Raw genomic sequence first — 16,547 nt, forward strand, 5'->3', positions numbered from 1 at the left:
CCGGGTCGGGTCCTCCTCTCCCCGACCCGGATTTTATACAATCGCCTGCTGCGCTTAATCTGATGACACGCTAGGATGGACACAAAGTCAGCCATTCGACGGAGCACAAGATGAACCCGCGCAAACAAGCAGTTCTGGACGCGATTGACGCGGCCAACGCACAAGACCCCAATCTGGAAGATGGCCAACCTGCCGCCCTGCTATACGGTCAGCGCATGACCGCCGAGTTGGACCGGCTGTTCCCAAACGCCTCGGACCCACTGCAAATCGCGGCGCGCGGTCAGCATGTGGAACGTTGGAAGCTTGCGCGCAGCGAATACCCCGAAGGGCGTGCGGGCTATCTGGCATGGCGCAAAGCGCAAGCGGTTCATCACGCCGAAGTCGTCGCCGGGTTGATGGAGCTTAGTGAATATGGCGCCGGCGACATCGAAGCGGCTGAGCGAATGCTGCGCAAACAGGGCATCAAGCGCGACGACGAAGTTCAGGCGCTGGAAGATGTGATCTGTTTCGTGTTTCTAAAGTGGTATTTTGCACCCTTCGCCGCAAAGCACTCTGCCGAGAAAATCCAAGGCATCGTCGAAAAGACCGCCCGCAAAATGTCTGACGAGGGTCGCACGCGGGTATTGAAGGAATTTGACCTACCCAAAGAGCTTGCCGCCGCTTTCGAAAACTAACGCAGACGTATCATGTGCCTGCGATAGACCTCGATCATCCAGCCCAGCATGGTCGCATTCAGGATGTGCCACATGAAATGTGTACCCAACGGCAGATGGCCGCAGATCGGTTCATCCAGCGCCCGGAATGTAATTGAGGCGATCAGGATTATCGCGCCGATGGCCAGCCCTTTGGCTGTATCTGGAACGCGCGTGCGCAACAAGAAGGCGTAGATCAGGATTAGCGACGGGACCGGCGCATAGGCCGCCGACCCGCCGAGACCCGGCACGAGTTGGAACACAGGTATGGTCGCGGCTGCATATGGGATAAACAACGCCGTAACGATGGCGGCAAAAAGCGGCCGAATCTGCCAGACATCACGGTTGATCGCGAAAATGTAGACCAGAATATACAGCAGGATAGGCGCGACATCCGCCAGCGCCGCCCAGACCTGTGCATGTGTGTGGAACAGATAGCTGCCCACGCCGATCGCAGCCAGAATCGCCACCAGGGCTACGGCCAGCGGCATCCCCTGCCCCCGAACGCGCATCCACATAATCAACGCGGCAACCAGAAAGGCCGCGTTCGTGACCGCATTTATCGGCTCGGCCCAATAAGCGGGCGACAACCGTTCGCAATACCCGTCAATTTCCTGAAACCAGTCCATGAATTTTTACATAGCCGATGCTAGGTTGAAGCCAACAGACTGATTGGGAGGTTTTTTTCATGAATATCATCTGGCTGGGTCACGGCAGCTTTCGCATCGAGACCGAAGGGCAAGTGTTGCTGATCGACCCGTGGCTGACCGGAAACCCGGTTTTGCCCGAAGACCAGCACGACGCAGCCCTTGAGGGGGCAAACCACATCCTGTTGACGCACACACATTTCGACCATGTCGCGGATGTTGTGTCACTGGCCAAGCACCTTAAGGTTCCAGTCGTCGGCCAATACGATTTGATGGGGTATTGGAGCGAATCCGAAGGGATCGAAACCGTGGGCTTCAACAAAGGTGGCACGGTAAACCTGAACGGCGTGATGGTGTCGATGGTTCCCGCGTCGCACAGCTCAACCTTCTCTACGCCCGATGGTTTGCGCACCGGTGGCAGCGAAGTCGGGTTCATGATCGCGGGTGATGGGCACATGCTATATGTGTCTGGGGATACGGACATAATGGCCGACATGGACTGGATGGGCGACTACTATAAACCCGATATCGGCATCCTGTCGGCAGGCGGGCATTTCACCATGGATATGAAGGGGGCTGCATACGCTGCCAAGCGGTATTTCAAATTCAAAACCGTGGTTCCATGCCACTACAAAACATTCCCGATCCTGGAACAATCCGCGCAAACGCTGATCGACAGGCTGCCGGGCCTAGATGTGATCGAGCCCGTGGTGATGCAACCGATCAAACTATAGCGCACGAATGAGCCAAGGCATCGTTCCATCCCCCGAATTGATCGCCGTTGTCAGACGGTGGAACGACGCCGTACGCCTCAAGGACCGCGCGACCTTGGTCAACATGCTCTCGTCTTCTGAGCATCTGCGGTATCAGGGATCAGCGGAAAACGAGGAGTGGTCGGGGCAGGTTTTTCGCCGAGGGTTTGCCGATCACACGAAAGAAATCCCCGACTTTGAGTGGGATGAACACTCGCTGGAAGCGTTTGAATGCGGCAACGCGGGCTGGGCGCATTGCACCGCGACATTGACCTTTGCCTCGAATGGAAAGTCTGCATTTCACCGGTTTACATTTGTTTTGCATCTTGAGGACGGCGTCTGGAAAGTCGTGCAGGCGCATGTGTCCAATCCCACCTCGAACATGGAAAAAATCGGGATCGAGCACACTGCGCTGAACGCCCTGATCGACGCAGCGCGTCACGAATTTCAACATGACCAGACCGAAGGCACCGCTTCGGTCATGTTTACTGACATCGCGAATTCGTCGGTGATCACCCGGCGATTGGGTGATCGCAGATGGGCAGAGGTTATTGCGGACCATTTTGCCCTGACCTCGCAGATGATCGAGGCGAATCGCGGCCGGATGATCAAATCGCTTGGAGACGGAACCATGTCGATTTTCGCCTCTCCTCAAAACGCGTTAAGGGCGGCGATCGAAATCCAGAGCCGAAACGCGGCAGCAGCTTCCGACGCCCCATTTGGGCTGCGGATCGGCATTCACACCGGAGATGTCATACAGCGGAACGAGGATTTTTTCGGATCGGTCGTCAACAAGGCAGCCCGTGTCACCGATATCAGCGGGCCAAACGAAATTCACGTCACCGACGTAACGCGCCTTTTGGTCGGGGCAGAGGATAACTTGGTATTCAGACCACCTGCGTCAGTCTCGTTGAAAGGATTCGGCGGGCAGCAAGTTGTCTATCAACTGGATTGGTCTGCGAATTGAAGCAAAGACCAAGTTACTTTTGCTCTCTTTTTTCAGCAAAAAACCGGCGCAACAGATCTTCACACTCGGCCGCAGCAATACCATCGTAAACCTCGGGCGCGTGATGCGCCTGAGGGTGCGAGAACACCCGCGCCCCATGGGCCACCCCGCCCGATTTCGGATCGGCTGCGCCATAATAAACGCGCCGGATACGCGCCGCAGCCAGAGCAGCGGCGCACATCGCGCAAGGCTCCAGCGTCACATAGAGGTCATGATCGGGCAGCCTCTCGGACCCTACCTCAGCACAAGCCGCGCGTAGGGCCAGAATCTCGGCATGTGCAGTCGGGTCATTCAGTTCTCGTGTTCGGTTGCCCGCCACGGCCACCACGCGGTCGCCCCGCACGATGACAGCGCCCACCGGAACCTCTCCGCGGTCAGCTGCTGCGCGGGCCTGTTCCAGCGCGATGTTCATAAAGGACTTGAAAGTCATGCCTCTGACTGCATCAGAAACCTGTCTTTCGCAAGGCGGCGGGATGCGCTATGGGCTGCGGATGACCAAAACCCCTCCTCCCGGCGACCGGATCGCCAAAGTGCTTGCCCGCGCGGGCGTCGCCTCGCGCCGTGAAGCCGAACGCATGATCGAAGCTGGTCGTGTGACCGTGAATGGCAAGCCCATCACCAGCCCCGCCCTGAACGTCACCGGCAAAGACAGGATCACAGTTGACGGCAAGCCGGTGTCCGAACCGGAACCGTCGCGCTTGTGGTTGTATCACAAGCCCCCCGGTCTGGTGACTACGACGCGGGACGAAAAGGGCCGCGCGACGATCTTCGACAACCTGCCCGAGGACATGCCCCGAGTCATGAGCGTCGGGCGGCTGGACCTAAATTCCGAAGGGTTGCTGCTGTTGACCAATGACGGCGGCATCAAGCGCAAACTGGAGCTGCCCTCGACCGGATGGCTGCGCAAGTACCGCGTGCGGGTGAATGGCCGCCCCAAGGACGAGGATTTTGCCCCCTTGCGCAAAGGGCTGGTTATTGAAGGCGAGCGGTTTTTACCCATGGACGTCTCGCTGGACCGTCAACAGGGCGCGAACGCATGGCTGACCATCGGCTTGCGCGAAGGCAAGAACCGCGAAATTCGCCGCGCGATGGAGGATATCGGTTACGCCGTGAACCGCCTGTTGCGTGTGTCTTACGGGCCGTTTCAACTGGGCAGCCTGAAGCCCGGCGAGGTCGAAGAAATTCGTCGCCGCGTGATGCGCGACCAATTGGGTTTGGACGCGGCCCCGGAAGCGCAAGCCAAACCCAAGGCTCGACCGCAAAGAAAACGGGCACCGATCGGCAAGAAACCTCGCAAGTGACGCGGGTTAGGCAACCTTCCCCCTAGCGTACACGCCCCTCATGCCCTAAATTTTACGTGAGGATCGTCTTTGGGGGGCATCATGTCCGGAACCGGAGTGCAGAAACTGGCCTACGCGGCCCTGGTGGTGCTGTTGTTTGGCGTTTGCACCGGCCTTCTGGGGGGCTTGTAGACGCATGGCCAAACGCTATGGCGGAAAATATAGCCCACACGGTGAAGCCGACCCGACCGAACAGCCGTCGCGTGGTCAGTTCGATGGCGTCCGGGTAGAACCTGCTGGTGCCCGCGCCAACATTCTGTTCATCCCTCCCATACCATTGGTGTTTCTGTCGCTGAACGATGGCGCACTTGGCATGACCATTGGCCTGATTGCAGCGGCGCTGCTGACCGGCGCGGCGTTTCTTCTGCGCGAGGGTCTGCGCGCCGAAGCGGCTTATAACACCCGTCGAACGGCGCGACGGCCCGCTATTCCGCGCAAGATCTTTGCCAGTGTTCTCACGGGGCTTGGTACGGCGTTGGCGTCTTACAGAGTGGAATTTCTGGACGCAGCAGCGGCGTCAGACGCCGGCATCATCGCGCCTGTTCTGTTTGGCCTAGCAGCCGCGGCGCTGCATTCCGTGTCTTTCGGACTGGATCCGATGAAAGACAAGGGAATGGAGGGCATCGATACCTTTCAACAGGACCGCGTGGCCCGCGTGATCGAAGATGCCGAGACCCATCTGGCCGAGATGACGGATGCAATCAAACGCGCAGGCGACCGACAGATCGAGGCTCGCGTTGAACGATTTCAGGACACTGCGCGCGAATTATTTCGTACGGTCGAAGAGGACCCGCGCGATCTCGCGGGGGCGCGCAAATACCTGACCGTCTATCTGCAAGGTGCACGTGATGCGACCGTCAAATTCTCGGATGTCTATGCCCGCACGCGGGACGCACAAGCCCTTGCCGGTTACTCGGAATTGCTAGACGATTTGGAGCAGAATTTCGCGGCTCGAACCCGCAAGATGCTATTGGATGACCGCAGTGATCTGACGGTTGAAATTGACGTGTTGCGCGAACGGTTGCAGCGCGAAGGCGTCCGGTTGGACTGACCGGCCACTATTGCAAGAGAGGATTTCCCCATGTCCGACGAAATCAAGAATAAGGCGGTCGAAGCCGAGACGATGGTGCAGGAAGTTACTGCAGTTGCCCTTCCCGACCCCACCGCCGAGGTCATCTCGCTGGAGGATGCCGACGAGCCTGTCAGTGCCGAAATTCGCAAGCGGATGGACGAGATCGATATGGGCAACACCAACTCGATCGTCGCGTTCGGGTCTTCAGCGCAAGCCGAACTGCAGGAAATAAGCCAAGCCATGTTGGCCGACGTACGCAACAAGGATGTTGGACCAGCCGGAGACAGCCTGCGCAACATCGTGACCACCATTCGCGGTTTTTCGGTCAGCGAGCTGGACGTACGGCGCGAACGAAGCTGGTGGGAAAAACTAATGGGCCGCGCGGCGCCATTTGCCAAGTTCACCGCGCAATACGAACAAGTACAGGGCCAGATAGACCGCATTACTGACGATTTGTTGGCGCATGAGCATACGCTGCTGAAAGACATCAAATCGCTGGATATGCTCTATGAAAAGACGCTGGGTTTTTACGACGAGCTGGCGCTGTATATCGCGGCGGGTGAGGAAAAGCTGACCGAACTGGACAGCCACGATATTCCCGAAAAAGAGGCCGCCGTTCAGGCCGCCCCCGAAGATGATCAGGTCATGAAAGCGCAGGAATTGCGCGACCTGCGCGCCGCGCGGGATGATTTGGAACGCCGCGTGCATGACCTGAAACTGACCCGACAGGTGACGATGCAGTCGCTGCCCTCAATCCGCTTGGTACAGGAAAACGACAAGTCGCTGGTGACCAAGATCAATTCGACATTGGTGAACACCGTACCGCTGTGGGAAACCCAACTGGCGCAGGCGGTTACTATCCAGCGCAGTGCCGAGGCTGCCTCGGCCGTGCGTGAGGCCAACGACCTGACAAATGAGTTGCTGACCTCGAACGCGGCCAATCTGCGGCAGTCGAACAAGATGATCCGCGAAGAGATGGAGCGCGGCGTGTTCGACATCGAAGCTGTAAAACAGGCCAATGCTGATCTGATCGGAACGATCAATGAAAGCCTTGCTATTGCCGATGAGGGCAAAGCCAAACGCGCCGCCGCCGAAGAAGAGCTGCAGAAGATGGAGGCCGAGCTGCGCGACACGCTGGCCGCCGCCAAGGCCCGCAAGGACGGCATCGGCGACAATTCCGGCACCGCTGTTCCGGACTGATACGGTGGCAGGACTAAGAAAACTCAGATATGCGTTGGGGTGCGTTGCGCTTTGGGCCTTGGCCAGTTGCGACGAAACCCTGACCGCGTCTGCAGTGCCTGAACCCCGCCCTGCGCCGGCAACGCCCGCGCCCAACGCATATGTCGCGCCCTCGGCAGCCAGTCAGGATCTTGCGCGGTTTTACCAGCGGGTCGAGCGCGATCTGGTCACGCGCGGCCTGCTGCGCACAGATGGCGGGGGCCCAGATACGCCCTACGACGCCAGCGACCTTGAGCGCAATTTCGACGTGATTGCATTTTACAACGAATATCCCGACCACGCCGTCACCGCGACGACGTACAGCACCGAGGGGCAACTCAGCCGCTGGACCACCCCGGTTCGTGTCCAAATTGAGTTTGCGCCCACCGTGGAACCACAGTTGCGCGAACAGGATACCGCTCAGGTCAACGCCTACACCGACAGGTTAGCGAGACTTACCAGCCACCCGATCTCTGTCGTCACCAGAAAACCGAATTTTCATGTCTTTTTTGCAGGCAAAGACGACAGCGCATACGTGGTGTCACGCCTCAAGGAGCTCGCGCCGGGGATCAGCCAACCGGTTCTTGAACTGGTCGCAAACCCTCGGGCCAATATTGATTGCTTTGTAATTGCGTCGCCCACCAACCGGGCGCCGAACCAGTTCGTACGGGCCGTGGTACTCATCCGAACGGAATTGCCGGACCTGCTGCGCCGCAGTTGCATCCATGAAGAAATGGCCCAGGGTCTTGGCCTGTCCAACGACAGCCCGGCCGCACGGCCTTCGATCTTTAACGACGATGACGAGTTTGCTCTGCTGACCAGCCATGACGAGAAACTGCTTTCAATGCTTTACGATCCGCGCCTGCAACCGGGCGTGACGGCACAGGATGCCCGCCCCGTGGTGCGGTTACTGGCACGTGAATTGATGGGCCAGCCGCTATAGGCCCAAGGATAAGGAGGCCCCAATGGGTATTTTCGATTTTCTGACCGGAGAATTCATCGACGTCATTCACTGGGTCGACGACACCCGTGACACAATGGTCTGGCGGTTCGAGCGTGAAGGCCATGCCATCAAATACGGTGCCAAGCTGACCGTGCGCGAAGGTCAGGCCGCCGTTTTTGTGCATGAAGGGCAACTGGCGGATGTGTTCACGCCGGGCCTTTATATGCTTGAAACCAACAACATGCCGATCCTGACGACCCTGCAGCATTGGGATCACGGTTTTCAGTCTCCATTCAAATCCGAGGTCTATTTCGTCAACACGACCCGGTTCAACGATCTGAAATGGGGCACCAAGAACCCGATTATGCTGCGCGATCCAGAATTTGGGCCAACCCGCATTCGGGCCTTTGGCACCTATACGGTGCGGGTGAAGGATGCTGCGAAGTTTCTGGTCGAGATCGTCGGCACCGATGGCGAATTCACCATGGATGAGATCAGCTTTCAGATCCGCAACATCATCGTGCAGGAATTCAGCCGCGTGATTGCGGGATCGGGCATTCCGGTTCTGGACATGGCGGCCAACACCGCCGATCTAGGCAAACTGATCGCGGCTGAGGTCTCGCCCGTGCTGGATGGGTACGGGTTGGAGATGCCTGAGTTTTACATCGAAAACATCTCATTGCCGCCGGCGGTCGAGGCGGCGCTGGATAAGCGCACATCCATGGGTCTGGCCGGTGATTTGGGCAAGTTCACCCAGTATTCTGCAGCCGAGGCGATGACCGCAGCCGCCAACAACCCCGGTCAGGGCGGTGGCATGGGCGCCGGTCTTGGTATGGGCATGGGAATGGCGATGGCGCAGCAGATGGCGAACATGGCAGCGGGTCAACCGAGCGGCCCGTGGGGCAGCTCCGCCCCCGCTGCTCCGCAAACAGTTGCACATGCGGCACCGCCGCCCCCGCCTCCGGTTGAGCATGTTTGGCATATCGCCGTCGACGGGCAGACCAGCGGGCCGTTTTCCAAGGCCAAGATGGGCCGAATGGCCACTGACGGAGAGCTAACCCGTGACACCCATGTCTGGACCGCCGGTCAGGACGGCTGGAAAAAGGCGGGCGAGGTGCAGGAACTGGCACAGCTGTTCACCATCCTGCCGCCACCGCCGCCGGGGGCGTAATCGGTGGCCGACGTCAAGGCGGAGTCTCCGTATTCTCAGCGCGATCTGGGATGTGCGGTGAAACTGTCTGCGCTGTTGGGCTGGGTGGGCGTTATCGGCGTACCGTTGTTTGCCAGCCTGAGCCGTGAAGCTCTGGACGTGGACTCTGTGTTCCTTGTGTTTTGGTACGCGTTGTTTGGCCTGCCAATATCGTTTTTTATTTGCTGGCTATTGGTCAAACCCTTTCTGCGCTTCATGATGCGCTGCCGGATCAATTATATACGTGCGGCCATTTGGGGCGCAGGGATTGCGGTAAACCTCATCGCCATTCGACTGACCTTCAGGTTCTTCAGAAGCTGGCTAATGTCGCAGGATCCTAAAAGCACATCCAGCTATGGCGACGGGACTGACACCATCTCGATCAACGGTGTCTACACCGACTATGGTTGGTGGGTATTTGCAAAGAACTCTCTGAATTTCGTCGCAATCTGCATCCTCTCGGCCTTGGTTGTTCGTTTGATAATTGGCCCCGGGAGCAGCGCCACGAACACAGAGGCCAAGCTATGACAGAAGAACACCGTTTCCCCTGTGACCAATGCGGCGCAGATTACCGTTTCAACCCGGGCGATGGCACTTTGACCTGCGACCATTGCGGCCATTCGGAACCCATCGGCGCAGGTCCGTGGGGCGGGGCCAGCCTGAAAGAGCTGGATTTCGACACCGCCATCGCCGACCGGCTGCCCGATACCGAGATCGAGGAAACGCGCGTTCTTTCTTGTCCCAATTGTGCGGCCCAGGTCGAATTCGACCCAGCCACCCATGCCGCAGAATGCCCATTCTGCGCCACGCCCGTGGTGACGGATACCGGAGTCAACCGGCACATCAAGCCGCGCGGCGTGCTGCCTTTTGCGCTGGATGAGCGGGCTGCGCATAAGGCGATGGGCGATTGGTTGGGCCGGCTGTGGTTTGCGCCTAACAGGCTCAAGGACTATGCCCGCAAGGGCCGGAAAATGCAGGGTATCTATGTGCCCTACTGGACCTTTGATGCCAACACCCAGTCCAGCTACCGAGGTGAGCGCGGCACGGTCTATTACGAAACCCGCACTGTCATGCGCGATGGCAAGCGGGTGCAACAGCAGGTTCCCAAAGTGCGATGGTCGCCCAAATCCGGGCGGGTGGCGCGTTTCTTTGACGATGTGCTGGTGCTGGCCTCTCGGTCCTTGCCCAAAACCTATACCGACGCGTTGGAGCCTTGGGATCTGCCTGCGCTGGAACCCTATCAGCCCGAATATCTGGCCGGGTTCCGGGCCGAGGCGTACTCGGTCGAGCTGAAGGAAGGTTATACCGAGGCGCGCGGCCATATGGCCCGCGTGATCGAGCGGGACGTGCGCTTTGATATTGGCGGCGACCGTCAGCGCATACACGCGATTGATACCGATGTGCGGAATGTCACCTTCAAACACATCCTGTTGCCCGTCTGGATGGCGGCCTACAAGTATCGCGGCCAGACCTATCGGTTCGTGGTGAATGGCCGCACGGGACGGGTACAGGGCGAACGCCCCTGGTCTGCTATCAAGATCACCATCGCCGTTGCGCTTGGTTTGCTGTTTGCCGCGGGGGTTGGCTATCTGATCGCGACCGGTCAGCAATAGACAGACACACTACCCGCCGGATAACTGCTTGAACATCCTTTGGTCAGACGCCATCCTGCGCGTCGTCAACGCCGAGGGGAGAGGCCAGTGTGACGCTATCCGAATTGAACAAATTGCTGGACGAGCGCCATTCCTGTCGCGCTTTTCGCCCTGATCCGATTCCGAAAGACCAGATCGAGCAAATACTGACAAGCGCGGCACGTGTGCCAAGTTGGTGCAACGCACAGCCATGGGATGTTATCGTTACCAGCGGTGCCCAAACCGATACCTTCCGAAAAGCGCTACAAGAAGAGGCGACCACTGGCGCGCCTGCGCCTGATCTGCCCTTTCCGACGTCATATTCTGGCGTTTACAAGGACCGTCGCCGCGAATGTGGCTGGGCTTTATACGAAGCGGTGGGTGTTGAACGCGGAGACCGATCCGCCTCCGCAAAACAGATGATGCAGAACTTTACCCTTTTCGGTGCGCCTCATTGCGCGATTGTGTCCAGCCCAGCCGAGCTGGGCCCATATGGTGCAATGGATTGTGGCGGTTTTATCACCGCTTTTACGCTGGCGGCGCAGGCTGTGGGCGTGGCAACCATCCCGCAGGCAGCCGTGGCCAGCTACGGCCCTTTCCTGCACCGGTTTTTCAACATCCCTGACGACCGGCTGATCCTTTGCGCAATTTCCTTCGGCTATGCGGATTCAGAGCATCTGGCAAATGGATTTCGTACAACACGCGCTGCACCAAGTGAATTTATCACCTGGGCCGATTAACCAAAGGAGCAGCACTTGCGGGCCGTTTTACAAAGAGTTTCCAAAGCCAAGGTCAGCGTAGATGGTTTTGTCGTTGGGCGGACCGGTCCCGGCCTGATGATTCTGGTTTGTGCCATGCAGGGCGATGACTTGGTTAAAGCAGAGCAGTTGGCGACCAAAATCGCAAAACTGCGAATTTTCAAGGACGACGCCGGCAAGATGAATCGGTCGGTTCAGGATATTGGGGGCTCGGCGCTTGTGATCAGCCAGTTCACGCTGGCGGCAGATACGACACGGGGAAACCGGCCCGGTTTCTCAGAAGCTGCCCCGCCTGAGATTGGCAAGCACCTGTACGAAGAATTCGCGCGCTTTCTGGACGCGCAAGGCATATCTGTCGAAACCGGGCAATTCGGTGCGGATATGGCCGTGGAACTGGTAAATGACGGGCCGGTCACAATCTGGGTGGAGAACTGATGAATCAAACGCAAAAGGCAATACGCATCTGGCAAGCAGGCGTGGATGCCGTTGGCGGCCACGCCGCAACGCAGACAGCCCTTGGTGATATCCCAGCGCCCGACCAAATTCTGGCAGTGGGAAAACCTGCAGCGGCAATGGCCCTCGCCGCGCTTGAGCATTTCGGCCCGGTGCCAACCCTTGTCGTCACCAAGGACGATCACGGACGGGGCCTGCCTGATCATGTAACGGTGATCGAGGCGTCTCATCCTGTTCCTGACGCGCGCAGTCTGGACGGTGGGCGTGCGCTGCGACAAACCGTGGAAGGAATGGGAGCTTCGTCGCACCTGCTACTACTCGTGTCAGGCGGCGCATCATCGCTGGCGGAAGATCTGGTACCGGGCCAGACGCTGGATGATCTTGAGCGATTGAACAAACGACTTTTGTCCCAAGGGCTTGATATCACTGCGATGAATGTCGAACGTCGCAAGATATCCCGGATCAAGGGGGCCGGATTGCTGTCCCATTTCAAGGGACGCAAAGCAACGGTTCTGGCGATCTCGGATGTGCCTGGGGATGATCTGAGTGTCATCGGCTCGGGGATTGGAGCGCTCCCCGACACCCGTGATTTCGAAGCATCGGCACAGATTGTGGCCTCAAACGCCCACGCCCGCGCGGCCGCTGTCCGACAGGCCGAAATCGAAGGCGCAGCGGTATTTGCCGATGAAGAAGCTTTGCACGACGATTTTCTTGCCGTGGCAGCGACCCTCGGCCCACGCCTGCGCGACATGCCAAAGGGAGTTATGATCTTTGGAGGCGAACCGACGGTTGTTCTGCCGGACGATCCGGGACGCGGCGGGCGCAATCAGGCGCTGGCGCTGGCATTGGCCAAGGAAATCGCTGGTGTCGAAGGGCTGACGGTGGTCGTAGGCGGCACTGACGGCACCGACGGTCCGACGCAGGCGGCAGGCGGTATTGTCGATGGAACCACTTGGGCAGACGGCGCAGAGCAAGCGCTTCAGACTGCCGACAGCGGCAGTTACCTTGAGCATGCAGATGCTTTGTTGGTGACCGGCCCCACCGGAACAAACGTGATGGATCTGCTTGTCGCAATTCGCTCTTGAATTGACGATTTTTATCCCACCCGAAACGCACAAGACCACGAGACTGATCCGATGACTCATCCCTCCAATGCGCTGCGCGAGATCGAAGACCTGCCAGATATCGGTATTCACATGCCAGATGGGTGCCGCCTGTCTGCCCGCGTTTGGCGACCGGTGGATGCGCAGGACGATCCTGTCCCTGCCATTCTGGAGTTCCTGCCTTACCGCAAACGCGACGGCACCGCGACGCGCGATGCCCTGACACATCCTTGGTTCGCTAAGCGCGGTTACGCCTGCATCCGGGTCGATATGCGCGGAAATGGCGACAGCGAAGGGCTGATGGAGGACGAGTACACCCAACAAGAGTTGGACGACGCCGTCTCGACGATCCGGTGGCTGGCCGACCAACCCTGGTGCACGGGTCAAGTTGGGATGATGGGGATCAGCTGGGGCGGTTTCAATTCGTTACAGGTCGCTGCCATGCAGCCCGAGGCCCTAAAGGCGATCATCACCCTCTGCTCGACAGCGGATCGTTATGCCGACGACATCCACTACAAGGGTGGTTGCCTGCTGAACGAAAACCTCGGCTGGGGGGCAACAATGTGGTCGTATTCGTCACGCGCTCCTGATCCGGCACTGCGCCCGAACTGGCGCGAACTATGGCTGGATCGACTGGAAAATGAACCATTCCTGCCGTCGGTCTGGCTACGGCATCAGACTCGGGATGCCTATTGGCAGCACGGCTCGGTCTGCGAGGATTTCGGTGCTATCCGGGCCGCAACCCTTGCCGTCGGAGGATGGGGTGACGCCTATAAAAACACTGTTCCTCTGCTGGTCGAACAACTTGACGCCCCAGCCAAAGGGATCGTGGGACCATGGGTGCACAAGTACCCGCATTTCGCGATCCCCGAGCCCCGGATTGGGTTCCTGCAAGAGGCGCTGCGCTGGTGGGACCACTGGTTGAAAGGCCGAAATACCGGAGTGGACCAGGACCCCGACTATCGCGCTTATCTGATAGATGGGGTGCGACCGCAACGTTGGTACACCGAACGTCCCGGCCGCTGGATCGCTGAAGAAAAGGGCGCGACCACGCACTTGCCTGTTCAGACGTTGGCGCTGACCGAGGACGGGTTGGGCGCGTCAGGCGCGTTGGACGCTCGCATCCGGTCGCCGCACACCTGCGGGATGGAAGGCGGCGAGTATTGCGCCATCTGGCTCGGCCCGGACATGCCCGGTGATCAGCGGGGGGATGACGCGCTGTCTGCTTGTTTCGACGGCGCAGTACTGTCCGATGATTTGGACATCGTTGGCGCACCTCGGCTACGGCTTCGCGTCAGCGCTGACAAACCACAAGCACAGATTGCCGTGCGTCTGAACCACGTGCACCCCGACGGTGCGTCGACGCGTATCACCTATGGGGTCCTTAATCTGTCACACCGAGACAGCCACGCGACCCCGTCGGCCCTGACACCCAACGCACCCTTCGAGATAGAATTAGACCTCGACCATATCGCGTACCGCGTTCCCAAAGGGCATCATTTGCGTGTCGCAATCTCAAGCGCTTACTGGCCGCTGATCTGGCCCTCGCCCGAGGCGACCGAGCTTCATATGACCAAGGGTGAGATCGATATCCCTCTTCGCCCGTCATCCGGGGACGAATGGGTGTTCGAACCCGCCGATTCTGAAACCCCTCGCGATGTCGACACTCTGCGTGCAGACAGCAACAAACGCCGTGTAGAAACAGACATGAACACGGGCGAAACGCACTTGATCATCGAAGATGATTTTGGGTTGATCACAGATAAACACCACGGTCTGACACACGGGGGCACGGCCACCGAAAAATGGTCTATTCACCCCGAAGATCCGCTTTCAGCGCGCGGTCAATGTGTTTGGACACAGGAAATGCGCCGGGATGACATTCACCTGCGCACCGTGACCACTTGTGAAATGTGGTCGGATATCAATGCCTTTTACCTGAAAGCCAAACTGACCGCCTATGAGGGCGAGACAGAGGTATTTTCAAAGGAAACGGAGGATTCGATCCCGCGCGAGCAGATGTGACTCAGTGCGATGCAAATGTATGACAATAAAACTTGCCCGGTGGGCAAAAATCAGCCAACTTTGACTCATGCGTCAATAAAAAGCCCGCGCAAGGGCTGGAATCCAATCAACTGGGAGATCTTTGGATGAACGAACAACTCACTCACATGACCAAACAGGTCACAGCCGGGAAACTGACCCGCCGCGAATTTATGGGAAAAGCGGCAGCATTGGGTGTTTCGGCAGCGATGGCCAGCACCATGTTTGCAGATGCAGCTCGCGCAGCGGGACCAAAAAAGGGCGGCGATCTTAAGCTGGGCCTTCAGGGCGGCGAATCCACCAACTCGCTTGACCCGGCAACCTATGCCAGCTCGGTTCCGTTCGCGAACGGCAAGCAGTTCGGTGACACGCTGGTCGAGGTCGCGCCCGATGGCTCGATCGAGCCACGCGTCGCCGAAAGCGTTGAAGGCAGCGCGGACGCTAAGGTTTGGACTTTCAAATTGCGCCAAGGCGTGGAATTCCACAATGGCAAGACCATGACCAGCGAAGACGTGCTGAAAACCATGGAGCGCCATTCGAACGAAGACTCCAAGTCCGGTGCTCTGGGCATCATGAAGGGCATCGAGTCCATGAAGGCCGATGGCGAGTATTTCCAGGTCACACTGACCGAAGCGAATGCCGACCTTCCCTATTTGCTGGCCGACTACCACCTGATCATCCAGCCAGACGGCGGCATGGACAACCCCGGCGCCGGTATCGGCACCGGCCCCTACCAACTGGAGGTCGACGAGCCCGGCGTACGCCATGTGTTCAAGAAATTTGCCAACCACTGGAACAGTGATTTTGGCAACTTCGACAGCGTCGAAGTGGTTGTAATCAACGACGCAACCGCCCGTACAGCCGCATTGCAGTCGGGCCAGGTTCACGCGATCAACCGGGTCGAGCCCAAAGTGGCAGACCTGCTGGGCCGCGCACCCAACCTGACAGTGCATTCAACAGCTGGTCGTGGGCACTATGTGTTCATCATGCATTGCGACACCGCACCGTTCGACAACAACGAACTGCGTCTGGCACTGAAATATGCAATCAACCGTCAGGAACTGGTCGACAAGGTTCTTCGTGGTTATGGCTCGATCGGGAACGACATGCCGATCAACGCGGCATATCCTCTGTTCGATGGCTCGATCCCACAGCGTGAATTCAGCATCGAAAAAGCCGCCGAGCACTATAAGAAGTCCGGCCATGACGGATCGCCCATCATCTTGCGCGTCGCAGATGGTGCATTCCCGGGTGCCGTGGATGCCGCCGCTCTGTTCCAGCAGACCGCCGCTCAGGCCGGTATCCCGCTGGAAATCAAGCGTGAGCCCAACGATGGCTACTGGTCCGAAGTATGGAACGTTCAGCCCTTCTGCGCCTCGTATTGGGGTGGCCGTCCGGTTCAGGATCAGATGTACGCGACCGCGTATCTGTCGACCGCTGACTGGAACGACACGCGGTTCAAGGTTGCCAGCTTTGACGAAATGTTGTTCCAAGCCCGTGCCGAGCTGGACAATGACAAGCGCAAGAACATCTACAGCCAGATGGGCCAGATGGTCCGCGACGAAGGCGGCCTGATCTGCCCGATGTTCAACGACTTTGTCGAAGGCGTCAGCAACCAGCTGGAAGGTTGGGAGACCGACCCGACCCAAGAGCTGATGAACGGTCAGATGTCTCGTAAGATGTGGTTCGCCTGATACGGA

Annotated in this window: 17 protein-coding genes; 15 read left to right on the forward strand and 2 right to left on the reverse strand. The window is 58.6% G+C overall.

Translation table 11 applies throughout. The features are described from left to right. The first annotated feature begins 110 nt into the window (after window positions 1-110). Window positions 111-674 (forward strand): DUF4202 domain-containing protein, encoded by a 564-nt coding sequence (locus GOW48_RS09510; RefSeq protein WP_170753227.1) that lies wholly within the window; start codon window positions 111-113, stop codon window positions 672-674. Here the strand turns inward: GOW48_RS09510 and GOW48_RS09515 are convergent. Continuing rightward, window positions 671-1,321, reverse strand: coding sequence for a ceramidase domain-containing protein (locus GOW48_RS09515; protein WP_170753229.1), 651 nt, complete (start codon window positions 1,319-1,321; stop codon window positions 671-673). The genes GOW48_RS09510 and GOW48_RS09515 overlap by 4 nt on opposite strands. A gap of 59 nt (window positions 1,322-1,380) precedes the next feature. Here GOW48_RS09515 and GOW48_RS09520 point away from each other — a divergent pair, with 59 nt between their 5' ends. Both GOW48_RS09520 and GOW48_RS09525 read left to right on the forward strand, forming a co-directional pair. Further along, window positions 1,381-2,073 (forward strand): metal-dependent hydrolase, encoded by a 693-nt coding sequence (locus GOW48_RS09520; protein WP_170753231.1) that lies wholly within the window; start codon window positions 1,381-1,383, stop codon window positions 2,071-2,073. 7 nt (window positions 2,074-2,080) lie between these two features. Then, the gene (locus tag GOW48_RS09525; RefSeq protein WP_170753233.1) at window positions 2,081-3,058 is read left to right on the forward strand and encodes an adenylate/guanylate cyclase domain-containing protein; all 978 of its coding nucleotides are present in this window, start codon (window positions 2,081-2,083) and stop codon (window positions 3,056-3,058) included. A 13-nt stretch (window positions 3,059-3,071) separates the two neighbouring features. Here GOW48_RS09525 and GOW48_RS09530 read toward each other — a convergent pair whose 3' ends face one another. Beyond that, the gene (locus tag GOW48_RS09530; RefSeq protein ID WP_170753235.1) at window positions 3,072-3,527 is read right to left on the reverse strand and encodes a nucleoside deaminase; all 456 of its coding nucleotides are present in this window, start codon (window positions 3,525-3,527) and stop codon (window positions 3,072-3,074) included. Between GOW48_RS09530 and GOW48_RS09535 the strand changes: the two genes are divergently transcribed. The 12 genes from GOW48_RS09535 to GOW48_RS09590 all read left to right on the forward strand — a co-directional run bounded on the left by GOW48_RS09535 (window position 3,526) and on the right by GOW48_RS09590 (window position 16,541). Then, window positions 3,526-4,398, forward strand: a complete 873-nt coding sequence (locus GOW48_RS09535) for a pseudouridine synthase (protein ID WP_170753237.1) — start codon at window positions 3,526-3,528, stop codon at window positions 4,396-4,398. The two genes, GOW48_RS09530 and GOW48_RS09535, sit on opposite strands and share 2 nt — an antisense overlap. A gap of 175 nt (window positions 4,399-4,573) precedes the next feature. Beyond that, window positions 4,574-5,488 (forward strand): 5-bromo-4-chloroindolyl phosphate hydrolysis family protein, encoded by a 915-nt coding sequence (locus GOW48_RS09540; RefSeq protein WP_170753238.1) that lies wholly within the window; start codon window positions 4,574-4,576, stop codon window positions 5,486-5,488. Window positions 5,489-5,518: 30 nt separating this feature from the next. Continuing rightward, the gene (locus tag GOW48_RS09545) at window positions 5,519-6,709 is read left to right on the forward strand and encodes a toxic anion resistance protein (RefSeq protein WP_170753240.1); all 1,191 of its coding nucleotides are present in this window, start codon (window positions 5,519-5,521) and stop codon (window positions 6,707-6,709) included. Between the two features lie 4 nt (window positions 6,710-6,713). Then, window positions 6,714-7,670, forward strand: coding sequence for a DUF2927 domain-containing protein (locus GOW48_RS09550; RefSeq protein ID WP_170753242.1), 957 nt, complete (start codon window positions 6,714-6,716; stop codon window positions 7,668-7,670). A 22-nt stretch (window positions 7,671-7,692) separates the two neighbouring features. After that, the gene (locus GOW48_RS09555; protein ID WP_170352436.1) at window positions 7,693-8,841 is read left to right on the forward strand and encodes an SPFH domain-containing protein; all 1,149 of its coding nucleotides are present in this window, start codon (window positions 7,693-7,695) and stop codon (window positions 8,839-8,841) included. Between the two features lie 3 nt (window positions 8,842-8,844). Further along, a complete protein-coding gene (locus GOW48_RS09560; protein WP_170753244.1) occupies window positions 8,845-9,387 on the forward strand; it encodes a hypothetical protein in 543 nt (180 codons plus the stop codon). Then, window positions 9,384-10,472 (forward strand): TFIIB-type zinc finger domain-containing protein, encoded by a 1,089-nt coding sequence (locus GOW48_RS09565; RefSeq protein ID WP_170753246.1) that lies wholly within the window; start codon window positions 9,384-9,386, stop codon window positions 10,470-10,472. The genes GOW48_RS09560 and GOW48_RS09565 overlap by 4 nt, the downstream gene beginning before the upstream one ends. 89 nt (window positions 10,473-10,561) lie before the next feature. Further along, window positions 10,562-11,230, forward strand: a complete 669-nt coding sequence (locus GOW48_RS09570; RefSeq protein ID WP_170753247.1) for a nitroreductase — start codon at window positions 10,562-10,564, stop codon at window positions 11,228-11,230. A 15-nt stretch (window positions 11,231-11,245) separates the two neighbouring features. Then, window positions 11,246-11,683, forward strand: a complete 438-nt coding sequence (gene dtd / locus GOW48_RS09575) for a D-aminoacyl-tRNA deacylase (RefSeq protein ID WP_170753250.1) — start codon at window positions 11,246-11,248, stop codon at window positions 11,681-11,683. Continuing rightward, window positions 11,683-12,786 carry a DUF4147 domain-containing protein gene (locus GOW48_RS09580; RefSeq protein ID WP_170753252.1) on the forward strand — a complete coding sequence of 368 codons (1,104 nt, stop codon included), beginning with the start codon at window positions 11,683-11,685 and terminating at the stop codon, window positions 12,784-12,786. The genes dtd and GOW48_RS09580 overlap by 1 nt, the downstream gene beginning before the upstream one ends. A gap of 51 nt (window positions 12,787-12,837) precedes the next feature. After that, window positions 12,838-14,829, forward strand: coding sequence for a CocE/NonD family hydrolase (locus tag GOW48_RS09585; protein WP_170753254.1), 1,992 nt, complete (start codon window positions 12,838-12,840; stop codon window positions 14,827-14,829). Window positions 14,830-14,954: 125 nt separating this feature from the next. After that, window positions 14,955-16,541 (forward strand): ABC transporter substrate-binding protein, encoded by a 1,587-nt coding sequence (locus GOW48_RS09590; protein ID WP_170753256.1) that lies wholly within the window; start codon window positions 14,955-14,957, stop codon window positions 16,539-16,541. Window positions 16,542-16,547 lie beyond the last annotated feature (6 nt).

Origin of the sequence: Ruegeria lacuscaerulensis (assembly GCF_013033355.1) — a bacterium.
Lineage (GTDB): Bacteria > Pseudomonadota > Alphaproteobacteria > Rhodobacterales > Rhodobacteraceae > Ruegeria > Ruegeria lacuscaerulensis_A.